Below are 19,434 nucleotides of genomic sequence, written 5' to 3'. Positions count from 1 at the left end.
GTGCTATCAAGGCGATCATTTCTGACGTTAAGCGGTGCGATGATGGCGACGCCTTCATGGGCCGCTATCACTCAACAGCTTACTAATGAAAAATTATATGCCTCTGCCTATTCCATCAATAGAAAAGAGCACTATTTTGGGGTCTTTGATGGGGATGGAGAAATGGTCTGGAGCACATCACTCACAGATAGAGCGCATGCTCCGCTCATTCATCCTAATCAAAGCATTATTGGCATTGTAGCTCGAAGGCCAGGTTACTTTATTGATTTCTTTAATGTATCAAACAACCAAAGAATAAAACGAATTGAGCCCAGTAAAGACCATCATTTTTATGGGCATGCCCTTTTTACTAATGACGGCTCACACCTCATCACTCAGGAAAATCATTTCCCAACAGGCCAAGGTAAGATATTTGTACGTGAATGGCCAAGCGGAGAAATAATTCAATCTTTTAGCAGTAATGGTATTGGCCCTCATGAATCGGTATTTTTAGATCAGCAGGTGTTAGTGATTGCCAATGGTGGACTTATGACTCATCCAGATAATGATAGAGACATTCTAAACCTCGACACCATGAAACCTAATGTCACCTACCTTTCACTTAATGACGGCCGTGTACTAAATCAGTCCGTCCATAGTAATGACTTACATCAACTGAGCATCCGACACCTCGATGTAAACCAACAAGGCACCGTCGCGTTAGGGTTTCAATATCAAGGCGATATATGGGATCAAGTACCATTAGTTGGTTTATCTCGCGTCAACCAAGCACACATAGAATACCTCCCTATACCTGAAGACGTTAGGGTTCGCTTTAAACAATATTGTGGCAGTGTTTGCTTCGACAAATCAGGAGAAGTGCTTGCTGTGAGCACCCCAAGAGGCGGCCTTGTTGCCTATTGGCATGTAAACTCTAAAACTTTTTTAGGAATAGAAAACTGCCGTGATGTTTGTGGGCTCATTGGAACGGATAATGCTCATGAGTTTTTATTGACTAGCGGCACAGGCACACAACTAAAAAACAACCCAGTACAGAACACCAGTAAAATGATTAAAAAACACCCGAACTTTCATTGGGACAATCACCTTCGGTGCATTAACACATGATTTTTTACGTTAAATTTCAAACTAGCGTAGTCAAATTAAAGATTTTTAGGTACTGTCTATTTAAAGTTGTAAATAGTTACAACTTATTCTTTCGCATTATGAAGTTGATAAATGCTTATTAATTTTCTTAAAAATTATTTTCTGGTTAGTTCTGATCAACCTCTTGGTCGAGAAGAAAAAACCTTCCAGCAAAGTGCCTTAAGAATCTTACTCGCGCTTACTGTTTGTATTTTTTTCATATCGGAGCTCCATTCCCTCTTCATTCCTGGTGAGCTTTCTTTTTTAAGCATAAACAGTGTTTATCTTTGCCTTCTGATTGGCCTGCTCTATTTTAGTAAAAAATACGCCAAAGTGACGGCAGTCTTATTTCTGCTCACATTAGTAACCACAAGCTTTTTATTACTAACGTTAAGTGATGAGTTCCATGCTGAAAAATACGCACTCGTTTCGTTGTACTCACTCCCATTAATTACTCGCTTGCTATTTAGTTTCAGAGCCTGCTTAGTCGCGATGGCAATCAACGTATATCCTTTTTTCTTAATGACATCAGACAGTCTTAACGTCGGCCAATCAGACCTTGCACCATCATTTTATTTTCAACTGCTCACGTTCGTCACACTCAATATTGGACTGCCCCTTGCAGTTTCACGAATCATTCAGACCCTTGAGAGTAACGCTTCTCACATGAAGGTACTTTATCGCAAGCTAAATGATAACTACGCAATGTATGAGGAGTTTTTTGAGAACACAGGTACACCCTCTTTGCTTTGCGATCAGCGCGGCAAAATCTTAAAAGCAAACCAACTTGCACGCGACCTTATCAGCGATTCAAAACAAAAATATCTTCCTGATTCAACCATTACCGATTGGTTGTCTCCGCTTGGCGACACTGGAAGATTTTTCTGGCAATCCAATGTCGCTGAATGCACATTAAAACAAAAAACCAATATTCATATTGAAATTCGCAGAGCGGCGTTAACCCAACATGGCCATTATGTTCTCCACCTACAAAACACCACACAATTACGCGCAATACAGCAAGAACTAGAAAGCACTCAACAAACCAACAGTCGCTTAGCACACTTTGATTTACTTACTCTGTTACCCAACCACAGGCATTTTTGTCATCAGGTAAATCAACGTATAGATGAGCAAGATAGCCATCTAACAGGCGCCATGTTTATTATTCGAATCAGCCATTTTAAATTGCTCAACAAGCAATATGGTAAAGACAGCGCAAATAAAGTTATTCTCAATTTTTCAAAAATGCTTCAAAAGAGGTTGTCAGAGCAAGCAATTATTGGACGCCTGAGAGGCGTGAAATTTTCTTGCTTCGTACCACTAGGACAGACGTATCTAATCCAGAAGAAGTTATCGACCCTTATCCATTCCATTTTACCTAGCCAGATAACGGTTGATGGCAGTAGATTGAATATGGACTATCATGTCGGCATCGCTTACTACCATACCGATGGTAAGACAGCAGAAGAACTATTAGAACATTGTGAGATGGCGTTAGAGTATTCAACGAGCATAGATCGATTTTCGTACTACAACCACAACCTTGAAAATAAGCTAATTGAAGAACACAAGCTTGGCCTAAAGCTCAGCACTGCTATTAAAAATAAAGAAATAAGTATTTGGCTACAACCTCAAGTAACACCAAATGGGCAAATTTGTTCGTTTGAAGCGCTCGCTAGATGGCAAAATAATGGAAAGTTCATCCCCCCTACTTCCTTCATTAAAATCGCAGAAGATTTAGGCTTACTTCCACTTCTGGCTGAAAACCTAGTACGAGAGCTTGTTGTGACACTCTCGCAGTGGCAAAAAGAACACATACATACACCCATCGCCTTTAACCTAGCAGGCCAAGAACTCATGAATGATGGTTTCTTTGCCTTGTTAATGACATTGATTGCAGATAACCCCTGGCTAACCAACATGCTAGAACTAGAGATCACCGAAACCAGTTCAGTGATGACTCACCCATTAATACATAAGCGCCTAAGAAGCTTATCTCAGTATGGTTACTCTATCGCCATTGATGATTTTGGAACGGGGCAAGCCTCATTAGGACAACTTGTCGACATCCCTGCGGATATACTTAAGATAGATCGTCGTTTTATCTCACCTCTTCCGGGAGATCAACGCCATATTGATATCGTGAAGTCCACCATACAGCTTGCTGAATCACTTAACATGAAAGTCATCGCGGAAGGCATAGAAACGAAAGAGCAAGCTAATTTATTGGCAGCTCTTGGCTGCCACACATTACAAGGGTACTACTTCGCTAAGCCTTCACCACTGTCCGACTGGACCGCAAAAGACAACGCAAAAGCAAAAGAATTACGCATGGTCTATTAGCATTGGTTGACTTCATCAAATAATCATCCCCCCCTCAAACGACAGACACAAAAAAGCCAGAGTTCATAATCGAACTCTGGCTTTTTCTATTAAAAAATAGATTAACGAATTTAGAACGCCATGTTCATAGCAACAGAGACAACATTCGCAGATGATTCATAATCAGCTTTTAGCTTTCCTCGACTTGCATCTTCCGTTAAGTTTGTACGATTTACGGACACATCTTCAATCATCACGTGAGTAAAGGCAAAGGTAGCAGATGTCATGTCATTAAAGTCATAAGTCCCACCAATAGATATCCATTTACGATCACCATCCGGTGTTCGAGCTGAACGATACTCATCAGTCACTGGTGAATTATCCATCGCCACACCAGTACGCAAGGTCAGCTTATCAGAATAATCATAGGTCAAACCCGCTGAATACATCCACTGATCTTCAAAGCCAAAAGTGAGAACTGAATTTGATTGAGAACTATCAAAGTTAATATTTAGGCCATCAAGAGATCCCCAACCTGTTTTTATTGCTGTTAAACCAAGAGTTAATTTAGGCGTTAAATCTTGCTCTAAACCTAAGGTAAGCACAGAAGGTAACGTTACCGAATCACTCACATTAGCATCAACTAAACCTTTAGCGGTAGACAAGCCGGTAGAAACCCCCGTATATTTAACATCACCTTTAAAATCAAAATCCACTTCACTTCGATAACCCAAACCAATTCTAGTACCTTTTTTTGGTTCCAAAGCAACACCTAAGCTGTAGCCATAACCAGTATCATCGGCTTCAATTCGGCCAACACCTTCTCCCCCAGCTAACGCAACAGTAGATCCAACACCAGATTCTAAAACAATCTCAGCTTTATGAACCTGCACACTAGCACCAACTGATACCCAATCATTCATACGGTGAGCTAACGAAAAGCTCAAAGCGATATCTTGTACAGCAGTTTCAGTTGCATGAAAACGCCCTGCCCAATCCTGGCCATAATCGCCTGATAAGCCAAAAGGAACATTTAGTGAAATGCCCGCCACAGTCTTATCTGATAAAGGCTTAGCAAGATAAAAAGAAGGCACTAACGTATTATTAACAGAGTCGCTGTTTGTTGAAGACCCAGTTATAGATGATCCCCCAGCGGCAGTTGCATTATTGGCAGAAATATTTGTCACATCCATACTTGGCATGACATAAGCTCCCGACACAAAAACAGTTGTATCTTGGGCATTTACAAAGAGCGCAGGGTTCCAGAAACTGGCAGAGATATCTTCATTAGAAGCTGCTACACCTGCTAACGCTTTACCCGAGGCTGTCGCACTATGATCATTTAGAGCAAAACCCGCTGAATACGCGGAAGATGCAGCAGCCACAGAGGCGGCAACAAGGCTTGCTCTAAACAAGAATTTTGAGGAGGTAGTCATAATAAGCTCCGTTGTTATTTTTATTGGGAATTTTATTTTCTATTATCAAATCACTTATACGCTTCTATTATAGAAGCCCATAACCTGATATTACCAGTAAGTATTTCTTCCGCAATACAATATTGAAAAAATATCATACTAATATGGATAAAAATTACACAAAATAACTTGAGAACAACAAGGAGAAACAGTTAAAGGCAAGAAAATGAGGGAAATCTAGGGTACGAATAATTAAAAATGCCTGAAATGACAAATAGACTCTAAGACAAAGGCTTGATATATACAGAATGAATTGAACAAATGAAAGGCTTGTAAAACGGTAACGCTTTGCCATTAACCACATTACTGTAAAAGCAACATGAAATGGCGGAATGGACGGGACTCGAACCCGCGACCCCCTGCGTGACAGGCAGGTATTCTAACCAACTGAACTACCACTCCAACACGATCTAGTTCTTTTGCTTGTTTGACCAAGCCCACTGTCTAGTTAGTGGTGGGTGTAGAGAGGTTAGAACATTCGCCTTGTAAGTGCGAAAAAAAAGTTACACTATCCAACCCAAAATGACCTTAAATGCAAATATACAAGAAAAACCTTATAAATCAACAAAACATTTTATATTTTCTTTAATCATAAAGATAAAGTTACTTATCTTTATGATTAAAGAAAAAAATATCTGGCCACACATCTTAACAAGAAAAACATAATTACAAATATGTAAAAAATACCTTCGCTTGAAGACGGGGCGTATATTACACTAACCAAATGTATTGTCTAATCTTTTTTAAAAATAGCCTGCCGGACTTTCCAGAATTTGTTCGATAATTATAGTGATAAAATAACATGGCTGGCAGCGACTTAAAGGCTTTACCAGGCACCTATTTGTTTGTCTCTTTTTTTCATTATTAAGTGTGAAGCTCCAACTCAGCCAGTCAATGGACTGTCGGTAAATCTTATGTACATGATTGACTAATTCACACATACGAGATACTTGACACTACTACCTAAATCAAAATGGACTTCCCAGACTCTACAGTTTTCTATCATACTGTCTCAACCCATCTATTAATTGCCATCGCTGATAATAGTACCTCCATCTACAACGATATTTTGCCCAGAAATAAAGCCACCCGCCCTACTTGCCAGCATCACAGCCACGCCGGCAATTTCTTCTGGTTCACCGACTCGACGAAGTGGGGTGCTGAGCAATCGGCGCTGCATAAATTGCTCGTTTTTAAGTAACTCAGAGGCCAAAGGCGTACGAATCAAGCCGGGAGAAATGGCGTTCACTCGAACCCCTTTAGGTCCCCACTCAACAGCTAAATTCCGCGCTAACTGAGCCAATCCAGCCTTCGATAAACTATAGAGCCCAATGGCTTTATTACCTCTTAATCCGGCAATACTAGACATTAAAATCACGGACCCTTGCCCGCGTTCAGCCATATCAGGAATCAACGCAGAGCAAAGTCGTAATGCACTTTTTAGATTGATCGACATGACCAAATCCCAGTCGTCATCGGTGATCAATTCTATTGGACCAGCCGGCCCTTGTACGCCAGCATTCGACACAAAAACATCAATACGGCCGTAAACCGTCTTGGCTTGTTCAACCAGTTTATCGATGTCCTCGTTACGACTTAGATCACAAGCAATAAAAACCACGCCACTTTTCGCGACATACTGGTTTGTCCGATCGGAAGCAATAACCTTAGCGCCATAAGCGGCCATAGTATCGACAATGGCCGAACCTAATCCACCGGATGCGCCAGTAACCAGTACGACCTTATCTTGTAGCGAAAATAGCGTATTCATGTTCATTTTAATAAAGCCCGTTCTACTAGCTTATTAAGATCGCCATCATGCTTAAAACCCACTTCATCGGCAGAAGGGGTTTCTAGCGGTGGAAAGCGCCCAAACAAGTTTTCAATCATTGGATTTGGTTCATAGCTAACGAGCTCTTTCGCGTTTTGCTTATAAACCGAGCCAATAGCATCGACCATTTCTGCCATGCTGAAACAGAGAGTGGGTAAGGTAAAGGTTCTAGTCGCCTTTAGTTTGCTTTCTTCTACCGCTGCGCCATGCATAAGGTTTTCAATAATGTTTGGTAAAGACGATGCCCATGTTTTTGCTTGTGCTGACATAGGGCAAACGAAAGTATGACCTTGGGATAACTCACGAATAATATCGCTAAGAAAAGCCGACAATTGACCAGTTTCAGCTGGAGGACGAGCCAATACACCAGGCAAACGTAATGAGCGACCATCGACCCAGCCACGGCGACTAAAGTCATTAATCATCACCTCACCAACGATTTTATGGGCGCCATAACTCATCTGAGGTTTCAGCGGAGTATCATCGTTGACCAAATCAGGCATGATGCCAAAGACCGCAATGCTACTAGCGAACACCAATACAGGTTTGTGTCCTATCGATTCCGTTTGATTTTTGCAGATATCAAGTAAGGTCATCGTGGCATCAATATTCACACTGCGACCGAGCTGATCATTTTTTTCCGCCATGCCACCGGGAATACTGGCCAGATGGTAAATAACATCCATAGGGAAACGCCCCAGTGTGTCTTTCAGCCATTGATCGTCTGCAAGGTCACCGCTATGTTGCTCAACCACCAAATCGAGTGATGAGCTATCAACAGCCTCATCAAACTGACGATCTAGCAAGGTCAAACGCGAGACCTTGCTTTCTCCAACACAGCCTTGGGACAGGATATGGTTTGCCAGCGATTGTCCAACAAAGCCATTTGCGCCCGTAATTAATACATGCATCTGACAGCCCTTATTTATTTGTTCGCTATGACTTTTTGCTCGATCACGCCAAATGGGCCATCGCGACCATCATCAAATTTCGCCTGCATACGGACACTGTCACCAAAACGCATATACTGAGTTTTAATCTCACCAAGATCGATTTTCTCAATAACTCGCCGTTCAGCTATACACGCTGATCCTGCATCTCGAGATTTATTGGAAACGGTACCCGATCCTATGACACAGCCTGCATTTAATTTGCGAGTTCGTGCCGCATGAGCGATCAACTCAGGGAAAGAAAAATTCATTTCACTACCATGCGGTTCACCAAAACGCTCACTATTCCATGTGATGTTAAGATGCAAATTAAAGCGTCCATTTTTCCAAGCATCCCCCAGTTCATCAGGAGTAACCGCAACCGGTGCAAAACTTGATGATGGCTTGGCTTGTATAAAACCAAATCCCGTTGCCATTTCACGAGGCCCAAACGATCGTAGACTCCAATCGTTTATTTGTACCAACAAACAAATCGCCTGAGCCGCTTCGTTCAGAGTTGCCGCCATAGGTACTGGCCCTGTAATTACACCAAACTCGCCTTCAAAGTCGATACCATCCTCTTCATTTGGCATCAGAATATCTGCAGTTGGACCTTGAAAATCATCGCTCGCACCTTGGTACATCACCGGAATGGTGTCGAAATCGGGAATAGGCTTAGTATTAAACGCTTCTTCCATCAATTTACCATGATTGATAAACGCAGAGCCGTCTAACCACTGCGAACTTCTTGGCAGCGGAGCAAGGCAAGTAGACGGATCAAAATCAAAAGCAGCATCAACTTTTCCTGCGTTTAATAAGTCGTACAAAGCTTGAAGATCGGCGGCTTTTTCTTGCCAATTTTGTACTACTGATAATAAGTTAGGCGCAATAACTGTGGCGTCGACAGCTTTGGTTAAATCTTTTGAAACAACGACTAGACGACCATCTAAGGTGCCATTTGGTAGGGTTGCAAATTTCATTTTATGACTCCTTATTTAGTTAAGGCGTTAGCCAATTGATCGTCGTACTGTCCACCGATTAGGATGAATAAAATACGGCACATTTTTCCTGAGCGATTCGCCCACGCATGGTTAGTACCACGCTGAATAACGACACTACCGGGCTTTAAAATTGCTTCGCCATTATCAACAATCAAGGTCAACTCGCCTTCAATAACAATGCCATAATCCACTGACTCAGTACGATGCATCAAAGGATGAGGAGAATCTTCTTTTACTGTGGAGGCATCTTCATCTCCGACTTTTGAAAACATATCTTTCATCTTGCCTTCCCCCTGAGTCAAAAACTCCTCAGTGTCAGGCGGAATATCAACAAAGCGAATTCGAGTGCCCGCTTTCATCGGTGGTAAAACTACTGGTCCCAGAGTTGGGTCGGTTTGAGCATTGGTGATAGGTGCCGGTGTATCGCTAGTGTTCCATACTTCATGAAACTTAGTGCCTGGAACCGCTTCAAGGTCCATCACAGTATTAAGTGGACCTTTTTCTAAAATAATCGCGTTACCATTTTCATCATGACCCGTGACCACACGGTAAATATCGGGAAAACTCACGGAGTAACCTCTCTAATGTTAAAAAGCACACATAACAAAAAATAAAAAATGGCAGTGAACACAAGCGCGTCACACTGCCCAAGGGAGTTTTTAAATAGGCTGACTTAACGCTATTAGTGACTGTCCCATAATTTTTGAGTGTTCGGCTTTATCGCCACCATGAATCTCGATATGGCACAAGCGAGCGGAGTTTTCGACCACCATGCGACAACGATCCCAACGACGATCATGAAACTTATCAAGCGCCACCTGAACATCATCATTCGCCGCCAACTCATCCGCTAATACGATACCGCTTTCGATACCAATACCTGCGCCAGACGCAAGATGAGGAGTCGTCGCGGCAACCGTATCACCAATCATCACTAGACGACCTTTGTTCCAAGGTGTTTTAACCAGCAAATTAGCAAGCGGACGGTAGTCAATGTTTGCCTCTTCTTTTAATGCATGTGGAATCAACGCTTTTATAATTGGATTAGGAAAATGTTCCATCAAGCCTGCGAAAATTTGTGGCCACGTTTCTTTATCGATGTGTTCTTTCGTAGGACGATCTTCCGTAATAAACATATACATATGAGTATCAGATACTGGGTTTACACCAAGCTTAAGGTGATCGCCCATCCACATGGTCACGCGATTGATCTCAGCGGTACGTGGCATAATCGCACGCCACACGCCCTGACCTATGTATTCAGGATCAGCCACTTCAGGGAAGAATTCTTTGCGTATTTTTGAGTGTACGCCGTCTGCACCAACAACAAGATCATAGTCGTGCGTACTTCCATCGGTAAAAGCCACAACTGCGCCAGATTCATTCTGTTGAATGTCTGTATAAGTGCAGCCCAAGCGGACATTGACACCAGACTCAAGTGTCGCAGTAGACATAATGCGAGCGAGAGTCGGACGAAAAATACCGCCACTGCCTCCCACAGAGGAACCAACTGGGCTTGGCGTTGGTAGCTCCATAATTAAAGGACCATGAGCTAGGTGAATAGCGACTCCATCGGTCACACAACCTTGTTCAACAACTTGCTGATACAGCCCAAGGTTTTCTAATGCACGCATAGACGCGCCATTAATGCTGATACCAGCGCCCAACTCACACCATTCAGGATCAATCTCAACAAGATCAACTTGAATGCCATGACTGCGCATTTTAATTGCTGTGGCCATACCGGAGAAACCACCACCAATGACCAATACTTTATTTACTGCAGCCATTTAATGACTCCTTATTTTTGTTGTCAGTAGAATTAATTAATGTCTGTTAATAAAATTGAGACCATGCCCATCGAATTAACATAAACAGGTACTTTTTCTAGCGTCTTGCCAAGGCAAGGCCCCTGAATACACAACCCAGAATCAGGCTCAAATAAGGCACCATGAGCATGACAAGCAACATGTTGCTTTTTAGCATCCATATAAGCATCTTTACGCCATGCCATCGGTGCGTTATTCACATGAGGACAAGCATTTCGCCAGCCATAAAATTCGTCGTTAAATTTCACCACGAATAGCAAATCCTGCCCGGCCTCGTTTTCTAAAAAGCCTTTCGTGCCGCCTTCTTTAAGATCATCAACATGACAAAGTACAGCGCCGTTTTCAGTCAACATCATCACAACACCTCACTTTTGGAGTCTTCGCTATTAGCGTATTTTGGCTTAAGCAGAAAATGCGCAAGAGCAGGTAATAAAATCAGAGCCCCTAACATGTTCCAAATGAACATAAACGCCAGTAATAACCCCATGTCCGCTTGGAACTTAATCGGGCTAGCTATCCAAGTAATCACCCCTACAGACAAGGTCACACCGGTTAACATCACGACTTTGCCGGTGAAATTAAGCGCTCTTAAGTAAGACTGAGATAAGCTGCTACCTTGACGTAATCCAACCAAGGTAATGGACAAGATATATAAGGCGTAATCGATACCAATACCGACCCCTAAAGCGATAACTGGCAAAGTGGCAACTTTCACGCCCATGCCTAATTGCACCATCAAGGCTTCGACCATAATGGAGGTCAGCATCAAAGGAAGAAGCGCCACAATAACGGCTTTAAAAGAACGGAAAGTAATAAGAGACAGTAAAGCCACAGCGCCATAAACAAGGAACAGCATTTGATACCAAGCGGCTTTTACGGAGATATTGGTCGCCGCTTGAATACCTGCACTACCCGCAGCTAATAGAAACTGCACATCGTCGGTATTATTGTCTTTAGCAAAAGCTTCCACATGATTAACAATGTTGCTCAAGGTGTCTGCTTTGTGATCTTGTAGATAGACATAAACGGTCAACAGATTGCAGCTGCTGTTGTACAAACCTCGTGGTGCGCCCGCCGTAATGTAATTCAACATACTTTGGTTAGGTAAAAACTCGTACCATTTAGGGTTGCCTTCATTTAAGCCAGACAACACACGACGAGATAATAGAGCCAAAGAGTTCGTTGATTCCACGCTAGGAAGCTGACGTAATTGCCACTCAAGTGCGTCTATTTTTTTCAGGGTATCGTATTGAGAACATTGACCGTCAGGCGTTTTTACCATGATCGCCACCACATCACTGGAAGCGCCATAGTGCTGATTCATAAAGGCGATATCTTGATTGTAACGGCTGTCTTGACGTAGTTCAGGAGCCCCTTGATCAAGATCGCCAATCTTCAATTGGGTACTTAGCGAAAATGCCCCAACTGCCAGCACTGCACCTACTATTAAAGCGCCCGTTGCCCATTTACGCTGGGTAAACTTATCTAAAAACACCCATAATGCAGGCAGTTTTTTCGCACTGGTTTGGTCTATGTCGTTTACCACACTACGTTGTGCGGCTTTTTCACCAACACCAACATAAGACAGCATGATGGGCAAAAGAATCAGATTGGTAAAAATCAGTACAGCAACCCCAATAGAGGCAGCAATGGCTAACTCTTGAATCACCTTAATATCGATCACTAACAGCACAGCAAAACCAACGGCGTCTGCCAACAACGCGGTTAATCCTGCAAGAAACAAACGTCTAAAGGTAAAACGCGCCGCCACTAGCTTGTCAAAACCACGGCCAACATCCTGCATAATGCCATTCATTTTCTGCGCGCCATGGCTCATACCAATAGCGAACACCAGAAAAGGCACTAGGATCGAATACGGATCTAATACATAACCTAGCGTAGGCAAAATACCCAATTGCCATACCACCGCTAACATAGAAGCGAATACCACTAAGAAGGTTGAACGCACACAACGGGTATACCAAAACACCATAATAGTCGCGATCAAAACCGCCAATGCGAAGAACCACAAAACAGCCTGTACACCATCGATTAAGTCGCCCATTACCTTGGTGAAACCGGTTATATGGATTTCCAAACCTTCGGCTTGATACTTAGTTCGAAGGTCTTCAAGCACCTTGGAATATTTTGCGTAATCTAAGGCTTCACCAGTGGCATCTTGATTCAGCAATGGCATGTAGATGATAGTGGATTCTTCATCTGCCGCGATCAATTGACCAATTTGCCCCGAACGCGCTACGTTAGCTTTCAATATTTGCAAACTAGCAGGAGAGCCATCGTAACCTTCTGGAATGACTGGACCGCCATCTAAACCTTCTTCGGTTACCCCAATCCAGCGTGTTGAAGGCGTCCAAAGTGATGTCATTTGCACTCGGTCTACACCAGGCAATAAAAACACTTCATCACTGAGTTGACGTAATAACTCTAGATAATGAGCATCATAAATACTGCCATTAGGGTTCACTACGGCAATCCGTAACGCATTGCCTAAACCGGTTAACTCGTTTTCATATTTCAGATAGTTTTGAATATAAACTTGATGTGTTGGTAAGGTTTTTTCAAAACTTGCATTAATAGTTAGCTTAGTTGCTTGCCAACCTAATAACCCCGTTACTAAAGCACAAATGATAATAACGACTAAACGATGATTGAATAACACTCGTTCAATAAAGGAGCCCGAATTCGGGTCAAACTTATCCTCAGGTAAAGCGGCAGTAGACGTATGATGTTTCATTTAAAATCTCCTACATCAATAGAGACAGGCCCATTGATGCTTAAAGCAAGTACACTACCGTTCGCTTTTTCTAGCATATTGGTTAAAGGTGGAAGGCGCTTACGGGTAAGTGGAACGAGTCGATTTTCTCTCAAACCAAGCAAAGTTCCCGCTTGATTCGCCATGATTACTTGGCCATCAGAATGAATAAAAGAGGCCATAATCGACGAACTAATAGGATTTTTAATATCTTTCCAGTGTTGACCATTATCATCGGATAGCAAGGTATTACCCCGTAAACCAGCCAGCACTATTCCATCTTGCTCAAGTAGCTGAGCAGTAAAAAAGCTGCCTTCATAAGGCGTTTCGATGGTTTCGAACGACTGACCATCGTCCATAGAAAGTGCGACAAAACCTTGCTCGCCTGCAACCAGTATGCGCTCACCTTGTTTACGGATGCTGTATAAGTGCAACCCAAATGGATTATCAATTCGGTCCATCCAAGATGCCCAAGTCTGGCCGCCATCGATACTTTCAAAGACAAAGCCATAAGCACCAACAACCACAAGGTGATCTCGTCCAAGCACCAACAAATCTAAAAAAGGTTTGTCTGGGCCGTCGGCAATCAGCCATTTAGCCTGACGAATCGATTCTTCGTCTTTAGATTCTTCAGCTTGTTGTAGTAGCTTTTCTGCTAGCTGGAGACCATTTAGCTGTACTTTCCAATCATTACCACCATTTGTAGTACGCAAAACAATGCCGCCGTGGCCAATGGCATAGCCATTTTCATCATCAAAAAAACTTACTTCAGTCAAAGTCACACTGACTGGAGAAGACAACTGATGCCAGCTTTTGCCATCGTCATCGGAGTGCAAAATCAAACCACGCTCACCAACAGCAACAAAATGATCACCGACAGATGTCACCGACAACAAAACAGAATGCGCGCCCAAATTAGACTCAAGAGCAGGACGATCAATAGCATCAGCAACGGCGGCAATCCCACCTTCCATTCGAAAAAGTAAAAAAGCTGTCAAAGTGAACATAGTGAGCTTACGCAAGAAACTCGCTATGCTCGGTCTCTCTTTCTTCTGGTTAGACATTATCCACCTCACGCCACAGACTCAGATTGAATAGCATCTGATCTGCGCTGAAAAACACGTATAAAACACACAAGTGAAATCGTACCGAACACCAAAGCGGCTATACCAATGCCTTGATAACCAACAAATTTAATGATGGTTCCACCTAAAATTGGGCCAACCGCCGCTCCAATCATTAGCATCGCAGGGGTTGCTGCTAGGGCTCGACCAGACTCGTCTAAACGAGCCAATAAGCCAAAAACAAAGGTATGAGTGAATATCATCAGAGACACAAAACAAGATGCTGAAGCGGCATAAAAAGCGAAGCTACTTGCATTCATCATAATATTGGACAAGATAATTTGTAGAACAGGACCTGTGCATAAAACAACACGGGCAGAAAGGCGTTTTTCAAAAATACCAGCGGATGCCGCTGCGACAATGTTAATCACAGTAAGCACAATTAATACTAACGTCACAGAATCGGTGGAAAAACCTCGATCGTTGCCTACTCGTTCCATAAAGCTAAACGTCATGGCTTGAGTCACTGCCATTAAGCTAATGCCCACAATGCCGTACCAAACGCTAGACGGAATTTTCGTTACAACCTGTTTGGCATTCTCACTGTCTTTTTCATCTAGAACCAAAGAAGGAAAGGCCACAGCACAAACAAAAGCAGCAAACGTCATAATGCCACCAAAGATAATGAACAATGAATGTCCACCCACTGCCTTGGTAATATTGGGAGTTGCGCCCATAAAGACGAACGCCATAATACCCAAGGTAAGCCCGGCAATGGCGAACAATCTGTGCGGATTTTCTCCTCGAGCGAACGTACCATGCGCCATGCTTAGTGCCGCGCTTGAACTGATGCCCGCCACAAGATGCAAAAGAGCCAATTGAACATAGTCATTGGTTTGAGAAGCGGCAAAGAAACATAAACCTGAAGCAAAAAAACCCACGCTGGCGACCATACGTCGATTTAGCTTTTTAAAACACGGAGCAATTAATATGCTAGAGCATACCGCACCAATTAAAAATAAAGTAACTAGGCCACCCGCTTGCTGGCTATCAAAGTGATACGTGGCAACTAATACCCCAATCCATAAAGGTAGCGCTACTAGATCTAACATGCCGGCACTATGGGAAATCATCAAAGCAAGATTGCCTTTAAACCCAAAACGTTGGCTCATCGTACACCTCCGATCAGAAAGGTCGGCTCGCTTAGATCCGCACAGCAATAAATCCCGTATCTCACAGATATCATCAACATACTTTTACCATCCACTTTGTTTATTGTTATTTCGTGGTAACGACGTGTCGTCGCTATTAGTTTTTTATGGGGCAGCAATCAATCATTACTGCTCCTCCCCATAAAAACTTTTCTTTTATTTCAAATACTTGATTAATTTTTTACTTAAATTGATCTACTCATAATCACCATTATTTGGGGTATCTTTTCCTGGCGACCATTTACTTCGGTAACGCAGAAGAAACGCTTGTGAGTTATCTGCACCCATTGGGAACGCACGAGGACTCCAATTTTGATCATGCAAATCCATATCCGCATCCATTTCAATATGACATGCAAATGGGCTGTTGAAATACCAGAACCAATTCGATCCCATAATATGGCGACCCGGCCCCCAAAAGGCTTGATAGCCCTTTTCTACAAACTGAGAACCGTTTTGCATCACTTCAGTAGGACCACCGAAATGGAACGTGAAATGTTCGACGCCTTGCATAAACGGTGGCGCACCAATCAAGAAATGTGTGTGGTGATCTAACGTGCCTGCTGGCTGTAAAAATGGACCAGCGCCTTCAAATCTATCTGTGCAACGGAAGCCCAAACGCTCAACATAAAACGCTTCAGCTTTAACGGGATCAGGTACAAAATACACAATATGAGACAAGGTTCTTGGACGAATTGGACCCGCATCTAGCTGCACCGCTCGATGGTTAACAGGTCGTTGAAATGGAGAACCTGGTACATTGGAGATTTCACCTGCCAAGTTCAACTCTTTACGAGTTGTCACCTGAAAGCCAATCACAAAACCGGAATCATCCGTAGACTCAATAGAGCCATCCGCTAATTGACGAACTTCTCGGTCTTTACTCAGCTCTTCGGTAATCGCCTGAATCGTTGCGGTATCAGCCACACCCATGACTGTTTTACGCATCATGCAGCCATTACCAATACTGGCAGGAATGCTTTCATCTGAGGCATGAGCTAAAACCACAGCGGTGCCATCTAATGCTTCAAAACGCCCGCCTGTTTCAGTTACATCAATAGGAAACAAACCGTAATCTGTTAAAAAGGTTGCACAAGAGGCAACATCCTCAACACCAAAAATGATGGTTTCTAAACCGACTATCTTCATTATTTATAACCTCTTTACGATTAGGCCGTACGACCATTCAATGTCTCTGCAACCCAATCGGCGATATAAGCCCCAGCATTGGCAGAATTATCAAAACTAGAGTGCTGAACGCCCCCTTCACGATCTGTGAAAATCTTAAGCTCTTTTTTAGGGCTATTAACCAACTGCTCGTAGGTTCGATGAGCCCATTTCAACGGAATTTGAGAGTCTTTTTCTCCGTGTGTCACAAGAAATGGCACCTTGATGCGATCTAATACGCCATCTAAATGAACTTTTTCCGCGATCTCCATAAACGCATCCATGTCTTTTGCTCCCCATACCCAACGCACGTGTTTCCAATAATGTGGAACAGGAAAACTGCCTTCTTTTTCTAAGCGACGTTTTTGTACATCTCGCCAATCATGATTCGCTCCCCATACCACACCACAAGCAAATCTAGGCTCAAACGCCACAGCACGAGGACAGTAATAACCGCCCAGAGAAACGCCTTCCATGCCAATGCGTTTGGCATCAATTTCTTCACGGTTTTCCAACCAATCCACAACACGGCTTGCCCAATGTTCGCTATCAAAACGAGCCGTAAAGCCTTGTAAACGAAGCGCTTCACCGGTGCCCGGCTGATCAACAATAAGAGAAGAAACACCTCGTTTAGCTAACCAAGCAGGTAAACCAACGCGATACTTCATTTCTTTTGTAGAGTCCAAGCCGTTAACTTGAACCAAAATTGGCGCTTTACCTTCCTCACCTTCGGCACGCACATAAAGGGCAGAAAGATGTTTGCCTTCGTATGGAATCTCAACTCGTTCACAATTTTCTTTTGCTAGTTCTAATCCACGAGCAAATATTTCTTGAAAACGCTGATACAAGGCTTCTCGACCTTGTGATCCATGCGCCTGTAAACGCTCAGCCGTAAGGTAATACGTTGCTGCGCGACCATACTTGTCACCAGCAGAAATCAAACGACTACGCTCTTCATCCTCTTTAGCCAATTCACATAACTTATCTGCCATGTGTTCCCAGCTGTCACGAAAAGCCTCGGAGCCAGCAGCGTCTTTTGCTTTTGCCGCCTCCTGAAGAGGCGCACACATTTCTTCAATCTCGCCAATACGCGCACCCATTTCTAGGGCAAGGTTGATAGAAAGATCCCATGGGTAATTAGTGGGAAAATAGCGAAACATAAATACTCCAACGTCTTTTATTTGAAAGCTTACAAACAATTTGGCTTGTAAAAAAAGCCCACTCAATCAACCCAAAACCTGTATCAAAGGACGAACGAAGCCAAAAGGGGTAAGGTTACGCCCTCCCTTTGATACAAAGGTAATCGGATTAAATGAGTTTAAATAAAGCTATCGTGTGCCCTGACGCGCTAAGCCTTGACCAGTAAAAGTACTGGTTGGAAAACGTTCTACAGGTTTATTTTGTGAAGACTTATCATTCATCATGTTAGCCACATAAGCCTCACCGGATAACAAGTTATAGAAACCAAAGGTTTGCGGAATCGTTCCTGGGAACTCAGGCATGATGTAGTTAAACTGCCATAGCGTTTTCCATAATTGACCGTTAGAATCCCAGCGATCAGCCAAAGAGCCCTGCCATGTATCTTCATCTAGATAGTATTTACTGCGTACTGCTTGATGACGCTTGCCCTCTGCAAGCGTTGCTTCAACAACCCAAACACGATGTAATTCCCAACGTACAGCATCTGGATTCAAGTGATTTCCAGTAATGGCTTGTTCATCACTGTATTGCAAGAAGCGGTTTTCGTTATAAGGTACGAGTATTTCTTTCTTACCCAATAACTTCCAATCAAACACTTCAGTAGTACCAGAAAACACGCTTAACTCATCGAAGGACATTAAACCAGCCGTGGCAGGTGTAGGTGTGTCACAACAAGCATTTGGTAGTTTACGTACTCGACGCTGACCCGTTAAATACACATATGATTGAGTTTTGTCTTCATCAACGTTCGTACGCCCCGCGATACGCTCTCCGGCACGAATTGGCGGCCCGTAGTTTTCGAGGTTAATTTCCCAGAAATAGCCATCAAATTCTTCGCTTGAACCTTCCTGAAAGTAGTAAGGCATTTGATTCTTTAGTAGACCATCCGTTGTTAAGACAACTTTGCCACTTGATGTAATTTGATACTGGTTGATATCCGCTTCCCAGCTCACACCACGCCAAGACAAACGGTGGTTGTTGATCGCTTCTAGACCATTTTGAGGAATTGGAAATGGGATACCAGCATAAGCGCCAATGATCTTGTGGCCATCTATTTTTGCCTTCAAGGCATTTTGTACTGTGTAGTTGTATACCCACTCTGGTGCTGTCGCCGTTCTATGAGTTGGGTAAACATCTAGGCGATAAGTATCTGGATACTTTTGTAGCATCGCCTTTACACCATCGGTTAACTTATCAGCATACTTATCCATATTCGCTGCAGTCACTGTGTACAAAGGTTTCTCATTTGCGAAAGGGTCTAAGCGCTTGCCACCCAATATTTCACCTTTTATTGGATCATTAAAACCGCCGGTCCAAGCAGGGATAGAGCCATCACTGTTGCCTGCTTTTTCGCCGCCAAAAGGGGTTAAATCCGCACCCAATCGAGCGGCTTGCTCTGGGCTAACAGCAGCATAAGAAGCCAGTGAAAAACAACCTAGTACTGCAGAGGTAACTAAAATACTAAGAGAGTGTTTTTTATTGTTATACATTTTCATTCTCCAAA

General features: G+C 43.0%; 15 protein-coding genes and 1 tRNA gene. 2 read left to right on the top strand and 14 right to left on the bottom strand.

Annotation, left to right across the window (positions count from 1 at the left end):
- Nucleotides 1-1,107 carry a DUF1513 domain-containing protein gene (locus tag MP3633_RS08175; RefSeq protein ID WP_176335170.1) on the top strand — a complete coding sequence of 369 codons (1,107 nt, stop codon included), beginning with the start codon at nt 1-3 and terminating at the stop codon, nt 1,105-1,107.
- A 111-nt stretch (nt 1,108-1,218) separates the two neighbouring features.
- Nucleotides 1,219-3,471, top strand: coding sequence for a putative bifunctional diguanylate cyclase/phosphodiesterase (locus tag MP3633_RS08170; protein WP_176335169.1), 2,253 nt, complete (start codon nt 1,219-1,221; stop codon nt 3,469-3,471).
- Nucleotides 3,472-3,581: 110 nt separating this feature from the next.
- Here MP3633_RS08170 and MP3633_RS08165 read toward each other — a convergent pair whose 3' ends face one another.
- The 14 genes from MP3633_RS08165 to MP3633_RS08100 form a co-directional block, all read right to left on the bottom strand.
- Nucleotides 3,582-4,886, bottom strand: a complete 1,305-nt coding sequence (locus MP3633_RS08165; RefSeq protein WP_176335168.1) for an OmpP1/FadL family transporter — start codon at nt 4,884-4,886, stop codon at nt 3,582-3,584.
- Nucleotides 4,887-5,250: 364 nt separating this feature from the next.
- Nucleotides 5,251-5,327: transfer RNA gene (locus MP3633_RS08160), tRNA-Asp, on the bottom strand.
- 622 nt (nt 5,328-5,949) lie between these two features.
- Nucleotides 5,950-6,702: an SDR family NAD(P)-dependent oxidoreductase gene (locus tag MP3633_RS08155; RefSeq protein WP_217909066.1), complete on the bottom strand. Its 753-nt coding sequence runs from the start codon at nt 6,700-6,702 to the stop codon at nt 5,950-5,952.
- Nucleotides 6,699-7,667 carry an NAD-dependent epimerase/dehydratase family protein gene (locus MP3633_RS08150; RefSeq protein ID WP_176335167.1) on the bottom strand — a complete coding sequence of 323 codons (969 nt, stop codon included), beginning with the start codon at nt 7,665-7,667 and terminating at the stop codon, nt 6,699-6,701. The genes MP3633_RS08155 and MP3633_RS08150 overlap by 4 nt, the downstream gene beginning before the upstream one ends.
- 14 nt (nt 7,668-7,681) lie before the next feature.
- Nucleotides 7,682-8,665 (bottom strand): fumarylacetoacetate hydrolase family protein, encoded by a 984-nt coding sequence (locus tag MP3633_RS08145; protein WP_176335166.1) that lies wholly within the window; start codon nt 8,663-8,665, stop codon nt 7,682-7,684.
- Between the two features lie 11 nt (nt 8,666-8,676).
- Entirely contained in the window at nt 8,677-9,255 is a 579-nt protein-coding gene (locus MP3633_RS08140; protein ID WP_176335165.1) for a cupin domain-containing protein, read from the bottom strand.
- 90 nt (nt 9,256-9,345) lie between these two features.
- Entirely contained in the window at nt 9,346-10,476 is a 1,131-nt protein-coding gene (locus MP3633_RS08135; protein ID WP_176335164.1) for an FAD-dependent oxidoreductase, read from the bottom strand.
- 32 nt (nt 10,477-10,508) lie between these two features.
- The gene (locus MP3633_RS08130; RefSeq protein ID WP_176335163.1) at nt 10,509-10,871 is read right to left on the bottom strand and encodes a Rieske (2Fe-2S) protein; all 363 of its coding nucleotides are present in this window, start codon (nt 10,869-10,871) and stop codon (nt 10,509-10,511) included.
- Nucleotides 10,871-13,270, bottom strand: a complete 2,400-nt coding sequence (locus MP3633_RS08125) for an efflux RND transporter permease subunit (RefSeq protein WP_176335162.1) — start codon at nt 13,268-13,270, stop codon at nt 10,871-10,873. The genes MP3633_RS08130 and MP3633_RS08125 overlap by 1 nt, the downstream gene beginning before the upstream one ends.
- Nucleotides 13,267-14,352: a WD40/YVTN/BNR-like repeat-containing protein gene (locus MP3633_RS08120; protein ID WP_176335161.1), complete on the bottom strand. Its 1,086-nt coding sequence runs from the start codon at nt 14,350-14,352 to the stop codon at nt 13,267-13,269. Before MP3633_RS08120 ends, MP3633_RS08125 begins: the two co-directional genes overlap by 4 nt.
- A gap of 8 nt (nt 14,353-14,360) precedes the next feature.
- Nucleotides 14,361-15,524, bottom strand: a complete 1,164-nt coding sequence (locus tag MP3633_RS08115) for an MFS transporter (protein WP_176335160.1) — start codon at nt 15,522-15,524, stop codon at nt 14,361-14,363.
- Between the two features lie 234 nt (nt 15,525-15,758).
- Nucleotides 15,759-16,712 carry a VOC family protein gene (locus MP3633_RS08110; protein WP_176335159.1) on the bottom strand — a complete coding sequence of 318 codons (954 nt, stop codon included), beginning with the start codon at nt 16,710-16,712 and terminating at the stop codon, nt 15,759-15,761.
- Between the two features lie 20 nt (nt 16,713-16,732).
- Nucleotides 16,733-17,890, bottom strand: a complete 1,158-nt coding sequence (locus MP3633_RS08105) for an alpha/beta hydrolase family protein (protein ID WP_176335158.1) — start codon at nt 17,888-17,890, stop codon at nt 16,733-16,735.
- Nucleotides 17,891-18,058: 168 nt separating this feature from the next.
- Nucleotides 18,059-19,420, bottom strand: coding sequence for a DUF1329 domain-containing protein (locus MP3633_RS08100; protein WP_176335157.1), 1,362 nt, complete (start codon nt 19,418-19,420; stop codon nt 18,059-18,061).
- Nucleotides 19,421-19,434: the final 14 nt, after the last annotated feature.

Origin of the sequence: Marinomonas primoryensis (genome assembly GCF_013372285.1) — a bacterium.
In the GTDB taxonomy this organism is placed as follows: domain Bacteria; phylum Pseudomonadota; class Gammaproteobacteria; order Pseudomonadales; family Marinomonadaceae; genus Marinomonas; species Marinomonas primoryensis.
Note: the sequence above shows the minus strand (reverse complement) of the source record. Positions and strands in the feature narration are given on the sequence as shown.

Coding starts and splice junctions, on each gene's coding strand:
- MP3633_RS08170 (WP_176335169.1), top strand. CDS start 1,219: ATGCTTATTAATTTTCTTAAAAATTATTTTCTGGTTAGTTCTGATCAA.
- MP3633_RS08165 (WP_176335168.1), bottom strand. CDS start 4,886: ATGACTACCTCCTCAAAATTCTTGTTTAGAGCAAGCCTTGTTGCCGCC.
- MP3633_RS08155 (WP_217909066.1), bottom strand. CDS start 6,702: ATGAACATGAATACGCTATTTTCGCTACAAGATAAGGTCGTACTGGTT.
- MP3633_RS08150 (WP_176335167.1), bottom strand. CDS start 7,667: ATGCATGTATTAATTACGGGCGCAAATGGCTTTGTTGGACAATCGCTG.
- MP3633_RS08145 (WP_176335166.1), bottom strand. CDS start 8,665: ATGAAATTTGCAACCCTACCAAATGGCACCTTAGATGGTCGTCTAGTC.
- MP3633_RS08135 (WP_176335164.1), bottom strand. CDS start 10,476: ATGGCTGCAGTAAATAAAGTATTGGTCATTGGTGGTGGTTTCTCCGGT.
- MP3633_RS08130 (WP_176335163.1), bottom strand. CDS start 10,871: ATGATGTTGACTGAAAACGGCGCTGTACTTTGTCATGTTGATGATCTT.
- MP3633_RS08125 (WP_176335162.1), bottom strand. CDS start 13,270: ATGAAACATCATACGTCTACTGCCGCTTTACCTGAGGATAAGTTTGAC.
- MP3633_RS08120 (WP_176335161.1), bottom strand. CDS start 14,352: ATGTCTAACCAGAAGAAAGAGAGACCGAGCATAGCGAGTTTCTTGCGT.
- MP3633_RS08115 (WP_176335160.1), bottom strand. CDS start 15,524: ATGAGCCAACGTTTTGGGTTTAAAGGCAATCTTGCTTTGATGATTTCC.
- MP3633_RS08110 (WP_176335159.1), bottom strand. CDS start 16,712: ATGAAGATAGTCGGTTTAGAAACCATCATTTTTGGTGTTGAGGATGTT.
- MP3633_RS08105 (WP_176335158.1), bottom strand. CDS start 17,890: ATGTTTCGCTATTTTCCCACTAATTACCCATGGGATCTTTCTATCAAC.
- MP3633_RS08100 (WP_176335157.1), bottom strand. CDS start 19,420: ATGTATAACAATAAAAAACACTCTCTTAGTATTTTAGTTACCTCTGCA.